Annotated in this window: 22 protein-coding genes and 1 riboswitch; of the genes, 8 read left to right on the forward strand and 14 right to left on the reverse strand. The window is 63.4% G+C overall.

Annotation, left to right across the window (positions count from 1 at the left end; genetic code table 11):
- Positions 1-48: 48 nt before the first annotated feature.
- The 5 genes from FNZ07_RS26390 to FNZ07_RS26410 all read right to left on the reverse strand — a co-directional run bounded on the left by FNZ07_RS26390 (position 49) and on the right by FNZ07_RS26410 (position 4076).
- Entirely contained in the window at positions 49-963 is a 915-nt protein-coding gene (locus tag FNZ07_RS26390) for an EamA family transporter (RefSeq protein WP_091020408.1), read from the reverse strand.
- 353 nt (positions 964-1316) lie between these two features.
- Positions 1317-1598: a pentapeptide MXKDX repeat protein gene (locus FNZ07_RS26395; RefSeq protein ID WP_091020410.1), complete on the reverse strand. Its 282-nt coding sequence runs from the start codon at positions 1596-1598 to the stop codon at positions 1317-1319.
- 144 nt (positions 1599-1742) lie between these two features.
- Positions 1743-2519 carry a molybdopterin-dependent oxidoreductase gene (locus FNZ07_RS26400; protein ID WP_091020413.1) on the reverse strand — a complete coding sequence of 259 codons (777 nt, stop codon included), beginning with the start codon at positions 2517-2519 and terminating at the stop codon, positions 1743-1745.
- Positions 2520-2541: 22 nt separating this feature from the next.
- Entirely contained in the window at positions 2542-3159 is a 618-nt protein-coding gene (locus FNZ07_RS26405; RefSeq protein ID WP_091020502.1) for a cytochrome b/b6 domain-containing protein, read from the reverse strand.
- Between the two features lie 68 nt (positions 3160-3227).
- Entirely contained in the window at positions 3228-4076 is an 849-nt protein-coding gene (locus tag FNZ07_RS26410) for a DUF1223 domain-containing protein (RefSeq protein ID WP_091020415.1), read from the reverse strand.
- A gap of 245 nt (positions 4077-4321) precedes the next feature.
- A riboswitch (TPP riboswitch) is annotated at positions 4322-4441 on the forward strand.
- Positions 4442-4521: 80 nt separating this feature from the next.
- On the opposite strand from FNZ07_RS26410, the gene thiC reads away from it, so the two are divergent.
- The 5 genes from thiC (at position 4522) to FNZ07_RS26435 (ending at position 10925) form a co-directional block, all read left to right on the forward strand.
- Positions 4522-6453 (forward strand): phosphomethylpyrimidine synthase ThiC, encoded by a 1932-nt coding sequence (gene thiC / locus FNZ07_RS26415; protein WP_091020420.1) that lies wholly within the window; start codon positions 4522-4524, stop codon positions 6451-6453.
- Between the two features lie 329 nt (positions 6454-6782).
- Positions 6783-7283 carry a hypothetical protein gene (locus tag FNZ07_RS26420; protein ID WP_144269493.1) on the forward strand — a complete coding sequence of 167 codons (501 nt, stop codon included), beginning with the start codon at positions 6783-6785 and terminating at the stop codon, positions 7281-7283.
- Positions 7284-7847: a dihydrofolate reductase family protein gene (locus tag FNZ07_RS26425; protein WP_091020422.1), complete on the forward strand. Its 564-nt coding sequence runs from the start codon at positions 7284-7286 to the stop codon at positions 7845-7847. It begins immediately after the preceding gene.
- A gap of 275 nt (positions 7848-8122) precedes the next feature.
- Positions 8123-9721: an L-lactate permease gene (locus FNZ07_RS26430; RefSeq protein ID WP_091020424.1), complete on the forward strand. Its 1599-nt coding sequence runs from the start codon at positions 8123-8125 to the stop codon at positions 9719-9721.
- A 268-nt stretch (positions 9722-9989) separates the two neighbouring features.
- Complete coding sequence (locus FNZ07_RS26435; RefSeq protein WP_091020506.1) at positions 9990-10925, forward strand: DMT family transporter; 936 nt, start codon at positions 9990-9992, stop codon at positions 10923-10925.
- A 548-nt stretch (positions 10926-11473) separates the two neighbouring features.
- Here the strand turns inward: FNZ07_RS26435 and bamC are convergent.
- On the reverse strand, positions 11474-12706 hold the full coding sequence (bamC, locus tag FNZ07_RS26440) for an outer membrane protein assembly factor BamC (protein ID WP_091020426.1): 1233 nt from the start codon (positions 12704-12706) through the stop codon (positions 11474-11476).
- 125 nt (positions 12707-12831) lie between these two features.
- The gene (locus FNZ07_RS26445; protein ID WP_091020428.1) at positions 12832-13356 is read right to left on the reverse strand and encodes a hypothetical protein; all 525 of its coding nucleotides are present in this window, start codon (positions 13354-13356) and stop codon (positions 12832-12834) included.
- Between the two features lie 228 nt (positions 13357-13584).
- Here FNZ07_RS26445 and FNZ07_RS26450 point away from each other — a divergent pair, with 228 nt between their 5' ends.
- Together FNZ07_RS26450 and FNZ07_RS26455 are read left to right on the forward strand one after the other, a co-directional pair.
- Positions 13585-14181: a cadmium resistance transporter gene (locus tag FNZ07_RS26450; RefSeq protein ID WP_091020430.1), complete on the forward strand. Its 597-nt coding sequence runs from the start codon at positions 13585-13587 to the stop codon at positions 14179-14181.
- A gap of 168 nt (positions 14182-14349) precedes the next feature.
- The gene (locus FNZ07_RS26455) at positions 14350-15201 is read left to right on the forward strand and encodes a class I SAM-dependent methyltransferase (protein ID WP_091020432.1); all 852 of its coding nucleotides are present in this window, start codon (positions 14350-14352) and stop codon (positions 15199-15201) included.
- Positions 15202-15213: 12 nt separating this feature from the next.
- Here the strand turns inward: FNZ07_RS26455 and FNZ07_RS26460 are convergent, their stop codons facing one another.
- The 7 genes from FNZ07_RS26460 to FNZ07_RS26490 all read right to left on the reverse strand — a co-directional run bounded on the left by FNZ07_RS26460 (position 15214) and on the right by FNZ07_RS26490 (position 23160).
- On the reverse strand, positions 15214-15981 hold the full coding sequence (locus FNZ07_RS26460; protein WP_091020434.1) for an amino acid ABC transporter ATP-binding protein: 768 nt from the start codon (positions 15979-15981) through the stop codon (positions 15214-15216).
- A complete protein-coding gene (locus FNZ07_RS26465) occupies positions 15981-16658 on the reverse strand; it encodes an amino acid ABC transporter permease (RefSeq protein WP_091020436.1) in 678 nt (225 codons plus the stop codon). The genes FNZ07_RS26460 and FNZ07_RS26465 overlap by 1 nt, the downstream gene beginning before the upstream one ends.
- Before the next feature lie 22 nt (positions 16659-16680).
- Positions 16681-17460 carry an amino acid ABC transporter substrate-binding protein gene (locus FNZ07_RS26470; RefSeq protein ID WP_091020439.1) on the reverse strand — a complete coding sequence of 260 codons (780 nt, stop codon included), beginning with the start codon at positions 17458-17460 and terminating at the stop codon, positions 16681-16683.
- A gap of 257 nt (positions 17461-17717) precedes the next feature.
- Positions 17718-18950: a benzoyl-CoA 2,3-epoxidase subunit BoxA gene (gene boxA / locus FNZ07_RS26475; RefSeq protein ID WP_091020441.1), complete on the reverse strand. Its 1233-nt coding sequence runs from the start codon at positions 18948-18950 to the stop codon at positions 17718-17720.
- A 32-nt stretch (positions 18951-18982) separates the two neighbouring features.
- Positions 18983-20410 carry a benzoyl-CoA 2,3-epoxidase subunit BoxB gene (gene boxB / locus FNZ07_RS26480; protein WP_091020444.1) on the reverse strand — a complete coding sequence of 476 codons (1428 nt, stop codon included), beginning with the start codon at positions 20408-20410 and terminating at the stop codon, positions 18983-18985.
- A 27-nt stretch (positions 20411-20437) separates the two neighbouring features.
- Entirely contained in the window at positions 20438-22120 is a 1683-nt protein-coding gene (boxC, locus tag FNZ07_RS26485; protein WP_091020446.1) for a 2,3-epoxybenzoyl-CoA dihydrolase, read from the reverse strand.
- Positions 22121-22209: 89 nt separating this feature from the next.
- Entirely contained in the window at positions 22210-23160 is a 951-nt protein-coding gene (locus FNZ07_RS26490) for a helix-turn-helix transcriptional regulator (RefSeq protein ID WP_091020449.1), read from the reverse strand.
- A 191-nt stretch (positions 23161-23351) separates the two neighbouring features.
- Between FNZ07_RS26490 and FNZ07_RS26495 the strand changes: the two genes are divergently transcribed.
- Positions 23352-23819 carry a DUF4863 family protein gene (locus tag FNZ07_RS26495; protein ID WP_091020451.1) on the forward strand — a complete coding sequence of 156 codons (468 nt, stop codon included), beginning with the start codon at positions 23352-23354 and terminating at the stop codon, positions 23817-23819.
- The last annotated feature ends 53 nt before the right edge of the window (positions 23820-23872 follow it).

Below are 23872 nucleotides of genomic sequence, written 5' to 3' on the forward strand. Positions count from 1 at the left end.
CGCCAGCTTTGGGGGTGCTCATAACCGCCGTGCATGGCGGTACATACGCTAGCTCGTTACGCGCTGCCGGTCGAACCAGAACGACAAGCCCACGCTCGCGAGAATGATCAGCGTCGCGATCACCGTCCAACGCGTCACGGGCTCGCCGAGCGTCACTGCGCCCAGCGCCACCGCCACCACCGGATTCACGTACATGCAACTGCTCGCGATGATCGGGCTCGTATGGCGGATCAGATAGCCGTACGCGACGTACGCGCCCATCGTGCCGACCAGCACGAGGTACAGAAAGGCGAGCGCGGGCGCGAACGACAGATCCATCATCCGTTCGCCGAGCGTCCACGCAATCACCGTCGACACCGCGCCGCCCAGCCCGACCTGCAGCGAAGTCGACAGAAACAGGTCGGACGGCATTTTCAGGCGCCCCGCGAGGTGCGCGCCGCCGGCCCAGAACAGCGCACCGGCGAGAATCGCGAGACTGCCGCCCGCCGATCCCGCCGACGCATCGCCATGATTGAGCACGGCAATGCCGACCAGTCCCAGCGCGACGGCGCCCCACTCTCCTTTCGAAATCGATCGGCCCGCCACAGCCGCGATCACCGTCGCGAAGAGCGGCACGGTCGCCACCATCACGGCGGCCATGCCGGTGCCGACCGTGCGCATTCCGACCGCGAGCATCCCGCTCGACAGGGCAACCAGCATCGTGCCGACCAGCCCGGCGTTGCGGATCTCGAGCAGCGTCGGCCGCTGCGGGCGGCGTTGGATCGCGAACACGAACAGCCCGATGCCGGCCAACAGGTTGCGCAGCCCGGACAGCAGCAGCGGCGGGAACGACTCCAGCGAGACGTGCACGCCGAGATACGTCGAGCCCCAGACGATATAGACGAAAGCCAGCGACAGCGCGATCCGGCCGCCCTGCGTTCGCGGCAGGCGCACCGGCAGGCGGGCGAAGAATGATGAAGCCATGGGGTCAGTCCGCTCGCGCCGTAAGGGCAACTGCGCCCGGAGAAAGAATCGGCAGACCGGGGCGTGCGCGCTGCGCGCGTAGCGCAGCCGGGCGGGCGAAGCAGGACGGCATGATGGTCGAGCGGGACAGACGGGAGACTGACGATAAGCCCGGCCGCTAAACCAGTGGAGTGCGGGACAGCCGGGACACTGTGCGGCGGGTCGCGGCGCACACCGGCAGCATTATGCAGGAGAGTCAGAAGGGGGTTGTAAAACAGACGTAACTTTTGTTGCGGCCGTTGCGATCGTTGCAGCCGCATGTCGGCACGGGAGCCGGCGAAGCGACTCCCGTGCCGATTGCAAAACGAAGACGATCAGTTGCTCATCGCACCCGATGCTTCGTGCTTCATGCCCATCGCGTCGCCGCTCTTCTTCATCTTGTCGTGCTTGGCCATCTTGTCTTTCGACATGCTGTCCTTCGACATCGAATCTTTCGACATTGAGTCTTTCGACATTGAATCTTTCGACATCGCGTCCTTGGACATGCTGTCTTTCGACATCGCGTCATTGGACATCGCGCCGCTTGCCTGCGCGAACACGGCGCCGCTACCCAGCGTGAATGCGAGAGCGGTAACTGCAATTGCGAACGTCTTCATGGGATCACTCCAGTTTTTGTAGGTGAGTTGGTCAATCGGTGAATCAGTGAGGCAGTAAATCAAAACCGGTCATGCCGGGCGTTTTCGAAGCATCTGCCGCTCGTGACCGCCTGCAATTGCTTGCATCGAGGGCGGGCTCGCGCGTCAGGAGCCTCCGAACCAGTTGTATCCCTGGTCGACCCAATAGCCGCCGGGATAGGTGTTAGTGACGAATATCTCCACGATGTGCTTCGGATTCTTGTAGCCGAGCTTGGTCGGCATCCGCAGCTTCATCGGGAAACCGTATTTGGCGGGCAGGCGCTCGCCGTCGTAGTCGAAGGCAAGCAGCGTCTGCGGATGCAGCGCGGTCGGCATATCGATGCTTTCGTAGTAGTCGTCGGCACACTTGAAGCCGACGTACTTCGCGCTCGTATCGGCGCCGACGCGTCGCAGGAAATCGCCGAACGACGTGCCGCCCCAACGGCCGATCGCGCTCCAACCTTCCACGCAGATATGCCGCGTGATCTGCTCTTGATGCGGCAGCGCGTACAGCTCGGGCAGTGTCCACGTGCGCTTGCCCATGATGAGGCCGCTCAACTGCAACCGGTAGGCGGCGCCGTTCACGTCGGGCACGTCGTCGATGCCGTAGAACGCGTTGAACGGAAACGGTCGCGTGATCTGCGCTTCGGTGTAGGTCGGCGCGAGCTGCTTCGGGTCGAAGAGGAAGGCCTGTGCGCGGTCGTTCAGACGCGACACGGCTGTGAGGAATTTATTCACCGAGTCGTCGTCGGTGAGCGAGCAGCCGGTCAGCATCGACAGACCGCCAAGCGTCAGCAACCGCTTGCCGAACAGGCGTCGCGACGGCATCGCGAGCTCACGACGCGCATCGATCAGGATCGACTCGCGATCGAGCTTCGCTGAAGGTTTTTTCGAGGAAGGCATGACGATGTCCTGAGAGATAGGCTCAGCGGCCGCGCAACATTGCGAGCAGCGAGCGCGGCACCAGGGCGACTAGCGCGAGATGCACGACGAGGAACCCGGCCATCAGCGACATCGCGCTGAAATGCACGATCCGCGCGGTGTCGTAGCCGCCCATCAGTTCTCGCAGCAGCGGAAATTGCACCGACTTCCAGATCGCGAGCCCCGACAGCACGAGCACGATCAGGTCGACGATCACGAACAGATAGGCGAGCTTCTGCACGGCGTTGTAGTGGCTCAGGTCGTCGTGCGAGAGCTTGCCGCGCAACGCGCTGACGAAATCGCGCAGCAGTGCGCGCGGCGACAGCGGCAAGAACTTGCGCACGAGGCGCCCGCTCGCCAGATTCAGCAGCAGATAGACGATGCCGTTGAACACCAGCAGCCACATCGCGGCGAAGTGCCATTGCAGCGCACCGCCGAGCCAGCCGCCGAGCGTGATGCCATTCGGAAACGAGAAACTCGGGAAAATCGGCGACGCGTTGTAGATGCGCCAGCCCGACAGCATCATCGTGAGCGCGGCGAGTGCGTTGAGCCAGTGCGTGATGCGCACCCAGACCGGGTGGATCGTGCGCGACTGCTGCACGGGCGGCACAGGCGCGGGCATCGATGCGAGACTGGCCGGCAGGCGTGTGGGGTTCATGATGTTTTCCGAAGGCGAAGCGAATAGGCGGCCTAGTGACACGCCGCGAGATCGGCGGCCTGCAGCACGTCGCCGGTAGCAGCGTTCTCGACGAACGCGACGACACCGAACCGGTCGGCCGGTGCGCCGGCATCGACCGCGTCGAGCGTGACGTCGTGGCGAATCTGCGCGTGGCCTGCAGCTAGCGGCACCGGACCGATCCATTGCCGCACGACCCGCTCGTGATGCAACGTCGCGCCGCTGTTCTCGCCTGCGCGCACCTGCGACGTCAGCGCGTTTTCATAGACCGCGACGTATGCGTTCAGCGGATCTGCGGTGGCGGCATGCGAAGTGAATTGCGCATCGAGGTCGAAGGCGCCTGACGGGCTGCCTGCGCGCGGCTTAAGCTCCACGGCCACATCCGCGGATGCGGGTTGCGCGACGATCTGGCGGACACGGTCCGCGAAACTGTCCGCACTCGACCAGCTACGCAACTCGCGACCCGCGACGAATACTTCCGGCGTGTAGATCGTGTGCGCACCGGCAACGTCGGTCAGCGTCTGTTGCCGCTCGGTGAAGCGATGCTGCGAGAAACGGTCGGTCCAGCCGAGGCTGTTCCAGTAATCGACATGCAGCGCGAGCGGCACGACACCTTGCGCTGCACCGCCCTGCTTCCATTGACTGAGCCAGTTGTCGGCGGGCGGGCAGCTGCTGCAGCCTTCGCTGCTATACAGCTCGACGAGCGCGACCCGATGCGCGGGACTATGCGCGAGGCACTGGCCGGCGGCCGCATTCGCCACGCCGCTCGCGAGAGCCGCCCCGCACGCCACCGCGAGCGCGCACCAGCGCGCAAAACGCCCCAGCGCAAAACCGGACCACCGACCGTTTGAAAAGAAGACCATGACACGCTCCATCGGGAAATCTGCGTGTTGGTCGGGCGGCGGCGGCTGTTATGACAGCGAAAACGCAAATTTTTTGCACAGGGCGGCAAGCGGCCTTGGCACGGTGCGTCCAGCGAGCGCGCCTCGCCGCAGCCAGCGTTGGCTGTGAGTCGACCCGCCGCCGGCGTCAGGAAATTGTCAGGAAGCGCACCGGCCCGAGGCGGCAGCAAGTTGCCAAGCCCGCCTCGCCCGGTGTATCGTGTGCGCTGCTAACGCGGGGGTCCTGCGTCGCGCATCGCCATCGGGCGGTGAGCTGCGTGGGTGAGAAATACCCTTTGAACCTGATCTGGATAATGCCAGCGCAGGGAAGCGTCCGGGCTTCGCCGCTTACCACTGCCTCATCTCTCGCGAACCCCGACTCACTTCATCTCATCTCCTGCCTAGCCGCCCCACTAAGGAGATATGCATGAACGCCAACCCAAAATTCATTTCCGCCGACGCACACGTCGACGAAGCCGCTGTCGCCCCGCTGCCCAATTCGCGCAAGGTCTACGTGAGCGGCTCGCGTCCGGACATCCGCGTGCCGATGCGCGAAATCTCGCAGGCCGATACGCCTGACAGCTTCGGCGGCGAAAAGAATCCGCCGGTCTATGTCTACGATACGTCGGGCCCCTACTCCGATCCGGATGCCAAGATCGACATTCGCGCGGGCCTGCCGGCACTGCGTCAGGCGTGGATCGAAGAACGCGGCGACACCGAAGCGCTGACAGGTCTGTCGAGTGACTTCAGCCGCGAACGCGCCGCCGATACCGCCACCGCCGATCTGCGCTTCCAGGGCCTGCACCGCACGCCGCGCCGTGCGATCGCCGGCAAGAACGTGTCGCAGATGCACTACGCGAGAAAGGGCATCGTCACGCCGGAAATGGAATACATCGCGATCCGCGAGAACCAGCGCCGCGCCGAGTATCTCGAGAGCCTCAAGACGAGCGGCCCGAACGGCGAAAAGCTCGCCGCGATGATGGGCCGCCAGCATCCGGGCCAGGCGTTCGGCGCGAGCGCATTCGGTCCTAACGGCCTCACCGCTATCACTCCGGAATTCGTCCGCGAAGAAGTCGCCCGTGGCCGCGCAATCATTCCGAACAACATCAATCACCCGGAAAGCGAACCGATGATCATCGGTCGCAACTTCCTCGTGAAGGTCAATGCGAACATCGGCAACTCGGCGGTGACGTCGTCGATCGGCGAGGAAGTCGACAAGATGACGTGGGCGATCCGCTGGGGCGGCGACACGGTGATGGATCTGTCCACCGGCAAGCACATTCACGAAACGCGCGAGTGGATCATCCGCAACAGCCCGGTGCCGATCGGCACGGTGCCGATCTATCAGGCGCTCGAAAAGGTGAACGGTAAAGCCGAAGACCTGACCTGGGAAATCTTCCGCGACACGCTGATCGAGCAGGCCGAACAAGGCGTCGACTACTTCACGATTCACGCGGGCGTGCGTCTGCAGTACGTGCCGCTCACGGCGAAGCGGATGACCGGCATCGTGTCGCGCGGCGGCTCGATCATGGCGAAGTGGTGCCTCGCGCATCACAAGGAAAGCTTCCTGTACGAGCACTTCGAAGACATCTGCGAAATCATGAAGGCATACGACGTCGCCTTCTCGCTCGGCGACGGTCTGCGTCCCGGCTCGATCTACGATGCCAACGACGAAGCTCAGCTCGGCGAACTGAAAACACTCGGCGAACTCACGCAGATCGCGTGGAAGCACGACGTGCAAACGATGATCGAAGGCCCGGGCCATGTGCCGATGCAGCTCATCAAGGAGAACATGGACCTGCAGCTCGAATGGTGCGACGAAGCGCCGTTCTACACGCTCGGACCGCTCACCACCGATATCGCGCCAGGCTACGACCACATCACGTCGGGCATCGGTGCAGCGATGATCGGCTGGTTCGGCACAGCGATGCTGTGCTACGTCACGCCGAAGGAACACCTCGGGCTGCCGAACAAGGACGACGTGAAGACCGGCATCATCACGTACAAGCTCGCGGCGCATGCGGCCGATCTCGCGAAGGGCCATCCGGGTGCGCAGGTGCGCGACAACGCGCTGTCGAAAGCGCGCTTCGAGTTCCGTTGGGAAGACCAGTTCAACCTCGGCCTCGATCCGGACAAGGCGCGCGAATTCCACGACGAAACGCTGCCCAAGGATTCGGCGAAGGTCGCGCATTTCTGCTCGATGTGCGGGCCGCACTTCTGCTCGATGAAGATCACGCAGGACGTGCGCGAGTTTGCAGCGCAGCAAGGCGTCACCGACGACGAAGCGCTGAAGAAGGGGATGGAAGTGAAGGCCATCGAGTTCGTCCGCAAGGGTGCGGAGATTTATCAGCGGCAATGAGTGACGGCAATGAGTCACATCAATAAGTGACAGCGAGCCGCGCGCGGAATTCAACCACGCGCAGCCGTTCTTCATCGTGAGCCATATGTAAGAATCGGGTCGACACCGGCGAATCGAGAAGAAACACCCGATCCTTTGCTGGCACAGGTTCCCGCCCGATACATCCGAAGCAATAGCGCGGCGCATTCCGGCAACGGATGCGCCGCGTTCGTTATTGCAATGGCTTGAAATATGCGGTTACCGCTTCGCAACCCCGTGTAGACGCCACGGGGGTAAGCTCAATGGATTACGTGGCGCCCCAGGTACCGCGCCGATTCAAGGAGTCCGTCATGAACCCTCGCACCGTGGCATCTTTCTCCACAGCGGCCCGTCTCGGCGGTGCGGCTTGTCTGCTGGTGCTGGCCGGATCGCTGGCCGGTTGTTACTACCCGTACGGCTACTATCCGGGCGGCTACTACTCCTACTATCCGACGGTCCCCGCTACGACCACGCAACAGGCCGTGCCTGTGCCACCGCCGCCAACGGCATCAACGCAACAGTCGGCGCGAGTCGCGACGACGACGCCTCCACCCGCCCAGTACTACGCCCAGGCCCAACCGCCGGTCTACGTCGCGCCCGCTTATCCGCCCGCTTATCCGCCCGATTACTACCCGGCCTACTACCCCGCTTATTACCCGGCCTATCCGGCCGGTTATGGCTGGTGGGGCGCACCGTCTATCTCGCTGGGCATCGGCTGGGGTTGGGGTGGCCGCGGCTGGGGCGGGCGTGGCTGGGGGGACGTGGTTGGGGAGGCGGTCGCGGCTGGCATCACTAAAGCGCTGCAAAACTAAATGGCCAAGCTCAGGTTCGGCATGATGGCTTCGCTCGACGGCTACGTCAGCGACGTCGACGGCAAGTTCGACTGGGGTCAGGTCAGCGAGGAAGTACACCGCTTTGCCGAACACGAGCAGACCCACGAAGGTATTACGATCTACGGTCGCCGGATGTTCGAGACGATGGCTGTATGGGACGTGCTTGCCGAAGACCAGACTGTCAGTCAGTTCATACGCGACTTCGGCGTCGCGTGGCAGCACACCGACAAGATCGTAGTCTCCCGCTCGCTCACCGAGGTCACGACGACGCGCACGCGCCTTGTCCACGAGTTGAGCGCGGACGACATCCGCCAGATCAAGGCGGAGTCGCCACAAGACATCGGCGTGGCCGGACCGACGCTCGCCGCGAGCTACCTCAAGCAAGGTTTGATCGACGAAGTGTCGGTGTATTGCATTCCTGTCGTCGTCGGTGGCGGAACACGGATGTTTCAGAACATCGACGCAACGATCCGGCTGGAGCGCATCGAGCAGCACGCATTCGGCAACGGCGTCACCTTCATGCGCTACGCGGTGCGAAGGTGAATACCGCTTGACCCATCGCAGCATCGCAGCAACCCGCACAACACTTTCCTCGCCACATTTCTTCCACTATCTCCCCCGCGTAGTTTCCCGCCTTGACGCGGCCAGCAAGCGTTCTATGCTGGCGGTTGCCGCACGCACTACCTGCTTAATACGCGACCCCACGTCGTGCCCTCGCACGCCGCCGCCGCCATCCGTCCTGATCCGACCGACGCGCCGCGTGACCTAGACCACACGCAGAACAAAGCGTCGATTCGAACAACAACGAAGGAGACGTGATGTTCCACCAATTATTGACGCCCATCGGCAATGCACTACTGCCGTCCTTTCTCGTCGCCGTCCTGCCGATCGCCGTCGTGCTCGTCCTGCTCGGCTGGGCCCGAAGGCCTGCATGGCAGGCATCGCTTGCCGGGCTGGTCGTCGGGCTGATCGTTGCGATCTTCGGCTGGCAGTTTCCAGTCGGGCTCGCGCTGAATTCGGTTGTCGCGGGCGCGGTGTTCGCCTGCTGGCCCGTAATGTGGATCGTGTTCGCCGCGATCCTGCTGTACAACATCGCCCAACGTTCGGGCCGCTTCGCCGCGTTCCGGATGTGGATGATCGACAACCTGCCGAACGACCGGCGCATCGTGCTCGTCGTGATCGGTTTCTCGTTCGGCGCGCTGCTCGAAGGCATTTCGGGCTTCGGCACGCCGATCGCGATCACCAGTTCGCTGCTGATCCTGCTCGGCTTCCCGACCCTCGAAGCGCTCACCTTCACGCTGATCTTCAACACCGCGCCGGTTGCATTCGGTGCGCTCGGCGTGCCGATCACGGTGCTCGGCGCAGTCACCCATCTGCCCACCGATGCGCTCGCGAAAATGGTCGGCCGCCAGTTGCCGTTCTTCGCGCTGCTGCTGCCGTTCTACGTGATCGGCGTGTATGCGGGCTTTCGCAACATGCTGCGCGTGTGGCCGGTGCTGCTCGTGTCGGGCGCGAGCTTCGCGCTGACGCAGTTCGTCACGTCGAACTTCGTCAACTACAGTCTGACCGACGTGCTGTCTTCGCTGGTGTCGCTGCTGGTCACGATCACCTTCCTGCGCATCTGGAAACCCGCCGTCGACCCGGCCTTCGCCATCAACGTCGATCGCGTGAACGAGGTGCGCGGCAAAGTAAGTGGTGCCCAGGGCTGGTACCCGTGGCTGATCGTCTCGGCCGTGGTGATCGTCTGGACCATTACGAAGATCTTCCTGATCGGCGACGTGAAGATTCCGTGGCCCGGTCTCGACAAGGCGGTCTTCATCACGCTCTATAACACGCCGTATGGCGCGGTCTGGGACTTCCAGCCGCTTGCGACCGGCACCGCGATTCTCGTCGCAGCGATCATCACGGCGGCGGTGTCGGGCGTCGGCGTACGTCAGTTCGGCGGCGCGATCGCCGACACCTGGGTGCAAACGCGCATCGCGATCCTGACCGTCGCGACGATCGTCGGGCTCGCGTATCTGATGAACTACTCGGGGCTCAACTACACGCTCGGTCTCGGTGCGGCATCGGTGGGCGCGCTGTTCCCGCTCGTGTCCGCGTTCCTCGGCTGGGTAGCCGTGTTTCTGTCCGGCAGCGACACGTCGGGCAACGCGCTGTTCGGCAACCTGCAGGTGGTCGCCGCGAACCAGTTGAACCTGAACCCGATACTGATGGCCGCGACGAATTCGTCGGGTGGCGTGATGGGCAAGATGATCTCGCCGCAGAACATCGCGACCGGCGTCGCCACCACCGAGCTGAAAGGCAAGGAAGGCGTCGTGTTCGCGAAGACCTTCAAGCACTCGATCCTGCTCACCGTGCTGCTCGGCATCCTCGTCTGGCTGCAACAGAACGTGCTGCAGGGGATGATTCCGCACTGATACGCGCTGGCCCCGGTTCACGGTTCGCAGTTTATGGTTCGAGCCGGGGCGGCCGCAATTTTTCTCACATAGCCGTGAGAATTGATCGTTTTGCCCGCCTGTCCACCGCGCTTACGATGACGCTCTTCGAACGCGCGGCGTCAGCGGCGTCACGTCTCCAGCCGCTCTCCGGTTTCTTGCCGTTTCATTACGGCCTGAAGCTTTCAGGGGATTCGCGCTGATACGATGTGTGCACGTCACGACTCAACCGTGCATGACGCCGGAATCCATGAAACCCGCCAATCTGATCCAGTTACTCGTACTCGCCGCCTTGTGGGGCGCCTCGTTTCTTTTCATCCGCGTCGGTGTGACCGACTTCGGCGTGGCACCGCTGATGGCGCTGCGCGTCGGCATCGGCGCTGTGTTCCTGCTCGCCGTGATGATCATGCGGCGCCCGGTGCGCGAATCGCTGCACACGCTGCGCACGCGCGCATGGCCACTGCTCGTCGTCGGCGTCCTCAATTCGGCGGCGCCTTTCTGTCTGTTTGCGTATGCGGAGCTGACGCTGTCGGCGGGCGTGACGTCGGTGATCAATGCGACGGCGCCGCTGTGGGGTGCGCTCGTCGCCTATCTGTGGGTCAAGGACAAGCTCAGCATGCTGCGCGTGCTCGGGCTCGTCGTCGGTTTTGCCGGCGTGCTGATGCTCGTGTGGGACCAGATCGCGACGCCGCACGGCGCGGCCGCCACGCCCACGACTACCGCGCTCGCCGCCGCGGCCGGGCTCGGTGCCACGCTGCTGTATGGCATCGCTGCGAACTACACGAAGCGTTATCTGACGGGTATCGATCCGCTGACCATCGCCGCCGGCACGATGACCGGCGCAACCATCGTGTTGCTGCCGCTCGCGATTCTCTGGTGGCCGGCCACGCCGATCTCGCACACGGCATGGGGCGCGGTGCTGGCACTCGGCATTGCCTGTACCGGTATCGCCTACATGCTGTACTTCCACCTCATCGCGGTGACCGGTCCTGCCCGCGCGATCACCGTGACCTTCGTGGTGCCGATCTTCGGCATTCTGTGGGGCATGCTGTTCCTGCACGAGAGCGTGTCGATCGGGATGATCGAAGGTTGCGCGGTGATACTCGCCGGCACGGCGCTCGCGACGGGTGTGATCAAGCGGATTCCTGGCATCGGGCCGCCGCGTGCCGAAAGCGCGCGTCAGTGACACGCCTGGCCGTGTCAAGGCTGGCCGCTTCAAGGCCACCTGCCTTGCCCAGCTAACCCGACCCGTACTGCCACGCGCCCCGCTCACGTCGAGGCGCGCTGTTTTCTGCCGCCACAAAAAAAATAGCCCGCACTCCACAGGAGCGCGGGCGAAACCGTCGCCCTACGAGGATAGGCGACGGGGCCACAGAGACCCGCGTGCTGGGCACGCGAGTCATCGTCGGGCATCGCGCAGGCTCGTGTCGGCCGGCGCGGAAATTCTGCTGCACCACGGGAAGCGCCGAAAGCCTTGCTGCATAAGGCTCATATCCCGCGTTGGGGGAGTAAAAGCAGCTTACGTGCCAGCCGTCAATGTTACAGAAACAGGTGTGCAACCCATTGATTGTTATGGGTGTCGGTGGAACCGTAAGGAAAATTAGGGGCTGGCTGGACGGGCGTTACGGCGTAACGTCACGTTACGTCGCAGGTATATCTTCAGACGTGAAAAAACCCGCCGAGGCCTGACGCCGGGCGGGTTTTCGGGGTACTACGCGAGATAGCGCGAGGGTTTCAGCGCAGCTGGTCGACCACCAGCGACATGATCTGCTTCGCCTGCTTCGACGAATCGGTCTGGCCCGCCGCATCGACGACGGCCACGCGCGTCTGTTCCGGCGTCACCGCGCGGACATTGACGCGGTACTGCTTCGCGACCTTTTCCTTCTTGCCGTGGAACACCTGGCTCCAGAAGCCCTGCTCCGCTTCGCTCAGATCGGTCGGATCGACGTAACGGATGTAGTACAGGCCGTTTGCGCGGTCGCGGTCGTCGACGGTGAAGTTGCTGCGGTCGAGCGCGATGCCCACACGCACCCATGCGCGGTCGTACGGCTCTCCGAGCGTGAGTTCGGTGGACGTGAACTGCGCGCCGCTACCCGAGCTATCCGACGAATCCGAACGTGCAGGCGTCTGTGCAGCGAGTGCGACGTTCTGCGCCGCGGTCGCGGCCGCCGCCGATTTCGCGCCGGCTGTAGCCGCGCCCGGTGCATCCTGCGAGCCCGCCGGCGTCAGCGCAGCCGACGTATTGCCCGTTCCGGCACGCGAATCGTTCACTGCCAGCGTCGCCATCAGCCGCTTCAGATATTCGGTTTCGAGCCCCGGATCGTTCGGCTTCGGCTCCCACTTGCTGTTCTCGTTGTTCGTGCCGGTCAGCGCTTCGCGCATGCCTTTCTGGCTGATGAACACATAGGTGCCGCCGTTCGACGTCGGTTCGAGACGCGTGCGGTACTTGTTGCGCTCGGCGGTCACGTACGAATTGCCCATCGCCAGCGTCAGCGTGTTGCGGATCAGCCCGTCGTTCACCTTCGGATGGGTTTCGTTCCAGTCGGTTTCCATCACGCCCTTCGCGCGCTGGTCGACGACGAGCAGGAAGCCCTGCTCCTGCCAGAAGCGGCGGATCTGCGGCCATGCCTGATCGGGTGATTTGTTGTCGATGACGAGCCAGCTTTCGCTGCCGTCGCGCTGGATGTGCATGTTGCTGACGACCGGCACCACGACGTCGGTGGTGGCCGGAGCAGCCTGCTGGACCTGCTTGAGCGAAGAAAGCGATGCTTCGCCACCTTGCGGCGGCAGCGAACGCTGATCCGGCGTCTCGTCGATCAGGTTCGGCGGAATGGCCAGCGACACCTGCTTCGATTTCGAATCGCTTTTGTAGTCGATTTTGTTCGGCGACGACGTGCCGCAGCCGGCGACCAGCCCGCCTGCCATCAGCAATGCTGCAAACCGCTTGGTAAGACGAAGATCAGTCATGTTCGGGGAATCCTTCGCAACGCAACGCCACGGCAAGTTTCCGTGGATCAACCCAGCATTTTACCGATCCAGCGAGAGGATGCGCAAAAAGTAGAGTCAGGGGGTGAAAGTAAGGTGCCCGCACTTCAATCGGTGTCGTCGGACGGCGGGTTGGTTTTGACCATGTCGGGCGGCGCGAGCCAGCGGAACGAAGTAAGGCCGCTCCGGTTATACGTACATTGGACTGCGGCCGGCACTTTGCCTGGTTTCAGCCTGGCCTGCTTCACCGGTGCTGTCGGCGGGTGCAGACCGTCAAACGGGGAACTGAAGCCTTCGCCGGCGCGCCGCGTGGTAGCGGACACCGCGGACGCCGCCGAAGCAGCAGACGCGGCCGCAGCCTCGGAGGCGTCGGATGCCTCGGACGCGGCCGATGCTGCCGTCGCCACCGCTACCTCGGACGCAGCCTTCTGGATTTCCCCCTCGACGACCACTCGCGTGCCGTCGATACCGACACCCGTGTGCGAAACCTTGAGCTTGTCGGCCGATTCGGCGCCCAGCGCGATACGCATCGATTGTTCGCACGCATCCGCGTTGCGGTACACGGCCGTGCATGCAGCCGACAGCGTAGCTGCGGCGACAACGCTGGCGAGTAGGAGAATCCGGGTCTTCATCGAGCTTCCGTGGTTCAGTGCGACGCCAATTGTAACGTAGCGCCCGCCTGCGACGAGATGCGACCGCGGGCATGCATTCGGCGCGCGACTGGCGCGCACCCGCCGTGTACCTGCCAACGCCGCGCGACTGGCAGAATAGCGGCCAGCCGTCGGCCCGTGCCGGCACACGCTAGCGGGCCTCATCGGCACGCGATGCGCCTCGCTTGCGACTACAGGTATTCCATCCGCATGACCAGTCTCGTGATTCTCGCCGTTGCCGCTTACGCCGCCACCAACATCGACAACCTGTGCGTACTGCTCGCCTTTCTCGCCGATGCGCGCGACGGCAAGTATCGCGTGATCGTCGGGCAGTTTCTCGGCTCGGCGGCGCTTGTTGTCATCGCGCTGGCGGTAGCCGCACTGCTCACGAAGCTGCCGGAGCCCTATATCGGCCTGCTCGGTTTTCTGCCGGTCACGGTCGGCATCGTGAAGGGACGGACATGGCTGCGCTCGCGTTCCGGTGTGGAACAGGCGGAAGTAGCGAGCGCGTCGCGCGGGTCGTCGCCGTGGACCGTTGCCGGCGTCGCCATCTCCAACGGCTCGGACAATCTCGCGGTGTATGTGCCGCTCTACGCCGCGCATTCTGCCGCCGATGCGGTGACGATCACGCTGGTCTTCGCCGCGATGACAGCACTCTGGTGCGCGAGCGCCGTGTGGCTCGTGAATCATCCGTTGCTGGGGGCGCCGCTGCGGCGCTATGGCGCGGCGATCCTGCCTCTTGTACTGATCGTCATCGGGATCTCGGTGATCGTGCAGCACGAGGCGTGGCGAGTAGTGATCGGCTGATGCGCCGACACGCTGTGGGACCAACGTATCGATGCACTGCGGCGCACGCCTTGGCCTCTCTTCGACACGCCGCAGCCACGCGCATATCGATATACCGATTCGCGCATTTCGCTTTCCAGCGCTGCGCCGCATAATGGCCGTCACTTCACTCCCCACTCTCCGACCGCCATGCGTACGCCCCGCCTCACGCTTGCGGCGCACTGCGCCGCGTTATCCACGGCGCTACTGCTCGTCGCCTGCGCAACATCGTCCACGAATCCGCCTGCACCCGATGTCGCGCTCAATGCAGCGATCGCCGGATCGCAGCGCAGCGACGCCGCTAAAGCACGCGACGTTTATCGTCATCCGCAGCAGACGTTGCAGTTCTTCGCGATCGCACCGACACAACGCGTACTCGAAATCGCCCCGGGCGGCGGCTGGTACACCGAGATTCTTGCGCCCTATCTGCATGATCGCGGCACGTTATACGAAGCGCAGTACGTCAGCCCCGCCGCCGATGCCGCACAGGAAGAGCACACGACCGGCGCCGCGTTCGAACGCAAGCTCGCGAGCGCGCCGGCGCTGTATGGCAATGTGATCGTCGGAACGCTGCATGTGGGGCAGTTCAGCTTCCCTGTGAACGGCACGATCGATCGCGTCTTCACCTTCCGCAATATCCATAACTGGATCAAGGATGGTCAGATCGATGCGAATCTGCAGGCGTTCTATGCCGCCTTAAAACCGGGCGGCGAACTGGGTGTGGAGGAACATCGTGCGGCGCCGGGCACCACGCTGCAACAGATGATCGACAGCGGCTACGTGACCGAAGACTACGTGATCGCTCACGCGCGCGCGGCCGGCTTCACGTTGCTCGCACGCAGCGAGATCAACGCGAATCCGCAAGACACGAAGGATTACCCGCACGGTGTATGGTCGTTGCCGCCCACCTACCAGGGCGGCACCGCCGACCGCGCGCGTTATACGGCCATCGGCGAATCGGATCGCATGACGCTGACCTTCGTCAAGCCGCTGACGCAATAGCGGCGTCGAGACTCAGTCGGTCCAGCTTTCCGGCAACGCTTGCGTGAGCGTCGACACGAAGCTTGCGGTTTCGGCCTGACGCGGCCGTGTGAAGACATCGCGTGCACTGCCGGATTCGACGATTGAGCCGTTGCTCAGAAAGACGACATCGCGCGCAATCGATGCGGCGAGGCGCAGGTCGTGCGTCGCCATCAGCATCGTCATGCCCTCCTTCGCGAGCTGCTTGAGCACCTCGACGACTTCGGCGGCGAGACCCGGATCGAGTGCGGAAGTCGGCTCGTCGCACAGCAGCACATCAGGTGAAGGCGCGAGCGCCCGCGCAATCGCGACACGCTGCTGCTGGCCACCCGACAACGTGACCGGCCACGCATCGGCCTTGTGTGCAATGCCGACCTTGGCGAGCAGTTCCTGCGCCCGTTCGCGGGCACGCGCCTTGTCCCACTTCTGCACGGTCAGCAGCCCTTCCATCACGTTCTCGAGCACCGTGCGATGCGGAAACAGCTGGAAGTTCTGGAACACCATGCCGGTGCGACGACGGATCGCGAGCACCGCATCGCGCGAAGGCTTTTCGGTGCGGCTGAATGCGAGCCGCTCGCCGCCGAGTTCGAGCGTGCCCGCCTCGGGAATCTCGAGCAGGTTCACGCAGCGTAGCAGCGTGCTCTTGCCGCTGCCCGACGGGCCGATCAACGCGGTCACGTTGCCCGGTTCGAGCGCGAGATCCACGGTGTGCAGCACCTGGTGGTCGCCGAAATATTTGTCGATACCGGAGAGGCGGATCATCAGTTGCCCGACTGGAAAAGTGCATGCCGCCCGAACTTGCGTTCGAGCCGGACCTGCGCCGAGGACAGTACCGAACTGAACACCAGGTAGATCAACGCGGCTTCAACATAAAGAATGAGCGGCTCGTAGGTCACCGATGCGATGCGCTGCGCGGCCTGGAAAATCTCCGGCACGGTGAGCACCGCGGCGAGCGACGTGTCCTTGACGAGCGCGATAAACGAGTTCGACAGCGGCGGCAAGGCCACGCGCGCCGCCTGCGGCAGGATCGCGCGACGCAGTGCCTGGCCGCGCGTCATCCCCATCGAATACGCTGCTTCCCACTGCCCTTTCGGAATCGATTCGATCACCCCGCGAATCACTTCGGAGTTATACGCGCCGACGTTCAGTGAAAAACCGATGATCGCCGCCGTCAACGGATCGAGCACGATGCCGACGTTCGGCAAGCCATAGAAGATCACGAAGAGCTGCACGAGCAGCGGAGACCCGCGGATCAACCAGACATAGAAGCGCACGATCGCGACCGCCCACGACGGTCCGAACAGACGCACCAGCGCGACTGCGAACGCAAGCGCGAGCCCGATCGCGAACGAAACGAGCGTGAGGGGCACGGTGAACACCAGCCCCGCGTACAGCAGGGGCCACAGCGACTGCCCCATCAATTGCAGCCATGCCGGCATGATTCAGGCGCTCCGTGAGCGATTACTTGGAGACATCCTTGCCGAAATACTTTTCGGAGATTTTCAGGTACGTGCCGTCGGCCTTGATGTCGGCCAGTGCCTTGTCGATCGCCGCAAGCAGTTCGGGATTGCCCTTGCGGATCAGCACAGCCGATTTATCCGCGTCGCCGGAATCGTCGAGTGCGGCAATCTTCACCTTCGCATCGGGGCGGTGTTTCTTGAAGTCGAGGTACGACAGCGAGTCGTTCACCGTCGCATCGACGCGACCCGACGTGAGCAGATCGACCGATTCATTGAAGCCTTGCACACCGACCACCTCCGCACCGTTTGCCACGGCGATCTTGCCGAAGTTGCTGGTCAGCGTGTTGGCCGACTTCTTGCCCTTCAGGTCGGCGAAAGTTTTGATCGTCGTGTTGTCCGCCCGCACGATCAGCGCCGCGTGCGACGCGATGTACGGCGTGGAGAAATCGTACTTGACCTTGCGCGCGTCGGTGATCGCCACTTCGTTGATCACCGCGTCGTAGCGGCCCGCATCGAGGCCCGCAATCAGACCGTCCCACTTGCCTTCGACAAACTCCGCCTTGACGCCGAGACGCTGCGCGATCGCGCGGCCGATCTCCACATCGAAACCGGTCAGCTGATTCGACGCATCGTGAAAGGTGAACGGCGCATAGGTGCCTTCGGTGCCGATCTTGAACACGCCGGCCGCCTTGACCTGCGCCAGGCCGTCCGCCGCGAACGCCGCGGTCGCGGTGGCGACCTGCAGCAAACCAATCAACAGGATGGATCGAATCGACTTCATCAGAATGTGCTCCGTAGGGTGGTTTTGTCGAGACTGACAGCCTCCGCCGCCCGGACGCCGGTCCGGCAGAATGGGGCGGACTGTAGCAAACGGCCTTTATTTCCACAACGCATTTTGCGCTGGAAGAATATACCAAGGGGGAATAAGTTAGACCGATCGGATCGCCTTGGCAAGGCTCGACAATACGGAGTGTAGCGCGGGCTGCCGCGCTGGTTGACGCGGGGTTGGGTCGGGGTTGGGTCGGGGTTGGGTATGCGTCAATAGGTCTCGAGATGCAGCCGGCCTTCTTTCCTGAGCCGCTGCCACAACGCGTCCCAGTCAAGACCCTGCCCTTCCGCGATCTCTTTCAGCGCCTGAAGCACGCCGTCCTCCATGCCTTTCAACCCACAGACGTAGATGTGCGTGTTGTCGTCCTTCAGCAACTGCGCGACATCGGGGGCGCGTTCGCGCATCGCATCCTGCACATAGCGTTTGGGCTGCTTCGGCGTGCGCGAGAACGCGAGGTTCGTATCGATGAAGTCCTTCGGCAGGTTCGTGAGCGGCCCAAAGTACGGCAGTTCCTCTTTCGTGCGCGCGCCGAAAAACAGCATCAGCTTGCCGGTCGCGCCCTTCAGCCTGCGGCGCCGGCGATACTCGGTCATCGCGCGCATCGGTGCCGAGCCGGTGCCCGTGCAGATCATCAGTAGATGCGAGTTCGGATGGTTCGGCATCAGGAACGTGCCGCCGAACGGCCCGATCACGTTCACGACATCGCCCTTCTTCAGGTCGCACAGATAGTTCGAGCAAACGCCCGCGGTCGCGTTGCCGTCGTGATCCTGCACGACGCGCTTCACGGTCAGCGAAACGTTGTTGTAGCCGGGGCGTTCGCCGTCGCGCGGACTCGCAATCGAGTATTGCCGTGCGTGATGCGCGCGTCCGTCGGCACTCGCGCCCGGCGGCAGAATACCTATCGACTGACCTTCGAGCACCGGGAACGGCGTCGCACCGAAGTCGAGCACGATGTGATGGATTGCGCTGTCGGTGGCCGCATCGGTGAGGCGGTAGTTGCCGACCACCGTCGCGGTGGTCGGTGCCTTATGCGTATAGAGATTGACGTGCGGTTTTGCTGCGGACCACGGTGGTACGGTCGAACCACGCACAGTGTCGGTTTGCGGGCCTGGCTCAATGATGTCGCTTGCACCCGCGTTTTCAGTCGCCAAGGTTGCCACCGGCACTGCGCCCTGCGTCGGCAGCACGTCCCACGTCAGTTGCTCATCGACACCGTACGCATCGGCACGCAGCAGCGTGCGCCAGTTGTCGATCGCACCGGTCGGGCATGGCGGCACACATGCCATGCAGCCGTTACAGGTATCGGCCTTGACGACGTAGTTGTTCTCGTCATGCGTGATCGCATCGATCGGGCACGTCTCTTCGCATGTGTTGCAGCGAATGCAGATCTCCGGATCGATCAGATGCTGCTTCAGGATGTCGATCGATACTGGCGCGTTCATGGTTGTCTCCTGCCATGTGCTACGGTCTGTTCTTAATTGAACCGCACATATTCGAAGTCGACCGGCTGGCGGTTCACGCCCATCGCCGGTGGCGCGATCCAGTTCGCGAATTTGCCCGGTTCGCTCACGCAGCCCATCAGCGACGCGACATACGCGCGGTCTTCCGGCGTCGGCAGCCACTTCGCCTCGTTCGCAGCCCATTCGCTTTCATCGATCACGCGGCCATCCGGCGCAACCCGCACGCCGGCAAACGTGCCGATCTGCCGGTTGAACGCTTTATGCGGCACGGTGAGACGAAAGTCGAGACCGGCCTTTTCGAGCACCTTGTTCCAGCGCCCCACCCCTGCCACCGAATCCTTGATGTAGTCATCGCGCAGCACTTCGTTCATCGCATTGAGCATCGGTACTTCGCGCTCGACGAGCTTGCCGTCCTGCACGTCGAGCAACCGATAGTTCTGACCAACCAGTTGATGATCGTCGTCGCGTTTCGTTTCCTCGTAGCGCCCCTTCAGGCCCGAGCTATAGAACGTCGCCGCATTCGACGAATGATCGGCACCGAACAGATCGATCGTCACCGAGTAGTGGAAGTTCAGATAACGCTGGATGGTCGGCAGATCGATCACGCCGGCCGCACGGATGCGCGCGACGTCGTCGGTCTGCAGTTCGTTCATCACCTGCGCGGTGCGCTGCACGACGCGCGACACGCCCGATTCGCCGACGAACATGTGATGCGCTTCTTCAGTCAGCATGAACTTCGTCGTGCGCGCGAGCGGATCGAAGCCCGACTCCGCGAGTGCCGACAACTGGAACTTGCCGTCGCGATCGGTGAAGTACGTGAACATGTAGAACGCGAGCCAGTCCGGCGTCTTCTCGTTGAAGGCGCCGAGAATGCGTGGATTGTCGTCGTCGCCGGAGCGGCGGCCGAGCAGCGCTTCCGCTTCCTCGCGCCCGTCGCGGCCGAAGTAGCGATGCAGCAGATACACCATCGCCCACAGGTGCCGCCCTTCTTCGACATTCACCTGGAACAGGTTGCGCAGGTCGTACATCGACGGTGCGGTGAGCCCGAGATGGCGCTGCTGTTCGACCGATGCCGGCTCCGTGTCGCCCTGCGTAACGATGATGCGACGCAGGTTCGCACGATGCTCGCCCGGTACGTCCTGCCACGCGGCCTCGCCCTTGTGTTCGCCGAAGTGGATCGTGCGGTCCTGCTCGCCTGGTGCGAGAAAAATACCCCAGCGGTAATCGGGCATCTTCACGTGATCGAAATGCGCCCAGCCGCCCGCATCGACGCTGACCGCCGTACGCAGATAGACATCGTAGTTGTGCGAGCCGTCCGGGCCCATATCACCCCACCACGACAGGAAGTTCGGTTGCCATTGCTCGAGCGCACGCTGCAACGCGCGGTCGTCGGCGAGGTTCACGTTGTTCGGGATCTTGTCGCTGTAGTTGATCGTGGACATGTCGGTTCCTTGTGCGGAATGCGCGCGTCAAACTCGCGCGACGTCGAATTGCGCCTTGCTGCCCTTGCCGTACACCTTGAGCGCACCCTTCTCGCCCACTGCATTCGGCCGGTTGAAAATCCAGTTCTGCCACGCGGTGAGACGACCGAAGATGCGTGTCTCCATCGTCTCCGGCCCGTTGAAGCGCAGGTTCGCTTCGAGACCGGTCAATGCGTCGGGCGACATCGCCGCGCGCTCTTCGAGTGCGATGCGGATTTCGTCGGCCCAGTCGATGTCGTCGGGTGCTGCGGTCACGAGCCCGAGACGCTCGGCTTCGACCGGGCGGATCGAGCAGCCAATCTTCGTGCGGACCGCGTCGAGCGGCGCCGCTTCGTCATAGAAGCGTCGCGCGAGGCGTGACTGATGCGTGACCATCGGATACAGACCGAAGTTGACTTCCGACAGCGTGATGACCGGCTCTTCGTCTTCGTTGCTGGGCAGCGCGGCCATATAGGTGCGGTCCGCCGCGAACGCGAGTTCCGCGAACGTTCCGGCAAAACACGAACCCGGTTCGATCAGCGCAAACAGCGAGCGCGACGACACGTCGATGCGCGCGAGCGTGCGGCGCAGCAGGCCGATCGTCTCGCGCACGAACCAGTGCTGCTGGTGCTGCATCAACGATGCGTCGACGGCGAGCAGCGCACGCGCATCGCCTTCGGTGCGGAAGATCCATGTGCCGATGTCGAGCTCGTTGGTGCGCATCGACAGGATCGCGTCGTCGAGTTCGCGGGCGAAGCGCAGCGGCCACCACTGCGTGCCGGCTACAACGATCCCGTCGATGTCGTCGGGTTGCGGCGTTGTGGGAGCTTTCGCGGTAAAGGTAGCGGTACGTTTCGCACGATCAATCGCGACGTCGACAGTCGCGTAGCCGAGGCCGTCGCTGCGTTCGACGCGTTCGATGCGGGTCAGCGCAACACCTTGCGCCTCGGCCGGACGATCGCTGTGCGCAGCAAGTTCGAGCGCGCGCGCCTGGATAGCCTGCTCGAACTGGTTCGGCTTGACCACTTCGTCGACGAGCCGCCATTCCTTCGCACGCTCGCCACGAATCCCTTCGACAACGGTGCAGAAAATATCCGCGCGATCGTGCCGGACCTTGCGCTTATCAGTGAGCCGCGTGAGACCGCCGGTGCCCGGCAGCACACCAAGCAGCGGCACCTCCGGCAACGCAACCGACGACGAGCGGTCATCCACCAGCCAGATTTCATCGCATGCCATCGCGAGTTCGTAGCCACCGCCTGCGCACGCGCCATTCACAGCGGCAACGAACTTGAGCCCCGAATGACGCGACGAATCTTCGATGCCGTTGCGCGTTTCGTTGGTGAACTTGCAGAAGTTGACCTTCCACGCATGCGACGAGAGACCGAGCATGAAGATGTTCGCGCCCGAGCAGAACACGCGATCCTTGAGGCTCGTCAGCACCACGGTCCGCACTTCCGGATGCTCGAAGCGGATGCGCTGGATCGCATCGTGCAATTCGATGTCGACGCCGAGATCGTAGGAATTGAGCTTCAGCTTGTAGCCGTCGCGAATGCCGCCGTCTTCGGCGATGTCCATGCCGAGCGTCGCGACCTGACCTTCGAAGCTCAGTTTCCAGTGCCGGTACTGCGCAGGGGCGGTGCGATAGTCGACCGGCTGGGTCGCGAGAGGAGCGACGGTTTCGGCTATGGACATGGGGCGTCTCCAAATAAATGCACGCTGTTCGATGCAGGCTTGATCGAACAATAGTGCATTATTTTTCCCATGTAAAGCACTTTAGTGCATCATTCGATGCCTCGATCCTCCGCCGTCTCGGCTGCGAGCCGCGCCGCCAGCCGGTCGCGCAGTTGCAGATAGGCGTCGGCGAGCGTCTTTTCGCTGGTATCGAACGTCATGTCCGCGCGCCCGTACAGCTCGCCGCGACCGGCCAGAATCCGCTTCAGGTCGTCCATCGCTTCGTTGTTGCCCGACATCGGCCGCAGGTCGCCCTGCGCGACCACGCGCCGCATGTGTTCTTCGGGTGTGGCCTGCAGCCAGACCGTAAAGCAGTGCGCGAGCAGTGCGTTGAACGTCCCCGCCTCCGACACGAGCCCGCCCGGCGACGCGATCACCGCGCGCTCGTGCTCATGGATCACGGCCTCCAGAGCTCGATGCTCGTACCGCCGGTACGCACTCGCGCCGTACAGCGAATGAATCTCCGACGGCGGACAGCCGGCCAGTTGCTCGATGACCCGGTTCAGCTCGACGAATGGCACCTTCAGTTCCTGCGCGAGCATCCGGCCGAGCGTCGATTTGCCTGTGCCGCGCAGCCCGATCAGCGCAATCCGGTCCTTGCGATGCGGATCGCGCGGCGCCTGCGCGAACATCTCCGCGAGCGCGAGGCGCGCGCGCTGCAGCGCGGCCTGGTCCCGGCCCTGCAACAGTTCGCGGATCAGCAGCCACTCGGCCGACGACGTCGTCTCGTCGCCGATCACCTCCGCGAGCGGACAGTTGAGCGTCGTCGCGATCTGCCGCAGCACCAGCACCGAGGCGTTTCCGACCCCGGACTCCAGATTCGCCAGATGCCGCTCGGAAAGACCGGTCTCCTGGGCGAGCGCCTTGCGGGTCATGCCGCGGCGCGCCCGCAGCAGTCGCACGCGCTCGCCCATCGCCGTGAGAAACGGATCGCGCTCGCCTTTTGGCGCATCGGCATCGGGAACATCGGCGACGGGGTCAGCAGAGTAAGTTTGCTTCATATGAAAGGTTCAATGTCCGCTTGAATATGTACTATAGTGCTTGACATGCATCAAGCAAGCGGTTAATTTTCGCCAAAACCCGGCGGAATAACAAACGCTGACGTACGCAGCCGCTTTTAGCGGCCGCGTCCCGGAGACGGTCGCCGGCCTCGCATGCACTGACGTGCGGCCGGCGGTCCACGGAGACCCCCATGTCCCCTGACGATTTTCAGCGCCTCATCGCAGGCGTTACTTCGCAACTGGCCGACCGTCCGCTCGACGGTGAGCTGGCCGGCTGGCTCAATGCAACGTGGCCGGCGGATAGCACTGTCTTTCGCGATCTGGCCGCAGCATGCCGCACCGGTGTCGCCGAGGGCTGGCTGTGCAATCGCGAGGGCGGCGGCATCCGCTACGGACGCATCTTCAAGGCGCTGCCGGAAACCCACGGCTTCTCGGTCGATGTCGTCGACATGAAAGATCTTGCCGGTCCGCACCACGTCCATCCGAACGGCGAAATCGATCTGATCATGCCGCTCGACGCAGGCGCAACGTTCGATGGTCACCCGGCGGGCTGGTGTGTCTACGGGCCGGGTAGCGCGCATCGTCCGACGGTCGCGGGCGGCGAAGCACTGATCCTGTATCTGCTGCCACAAGGCGCGATCGAATTCACACCGGCCTGATCCGATCGGCACGCATCGCCATCGCCTCGCGATCTCATCGACACCGATCGAGC

This window comes from Paraburkholderia megapolitana, from assembly GCF_007556815.1.
GTDB classification, from domain to species: Bacteria; Pseudomonadota; Gammaproteobacteria; order Burkholderiales; family Burkholderiaceae; genus Paraburkholderia; species Paraburkholderia megapolitana.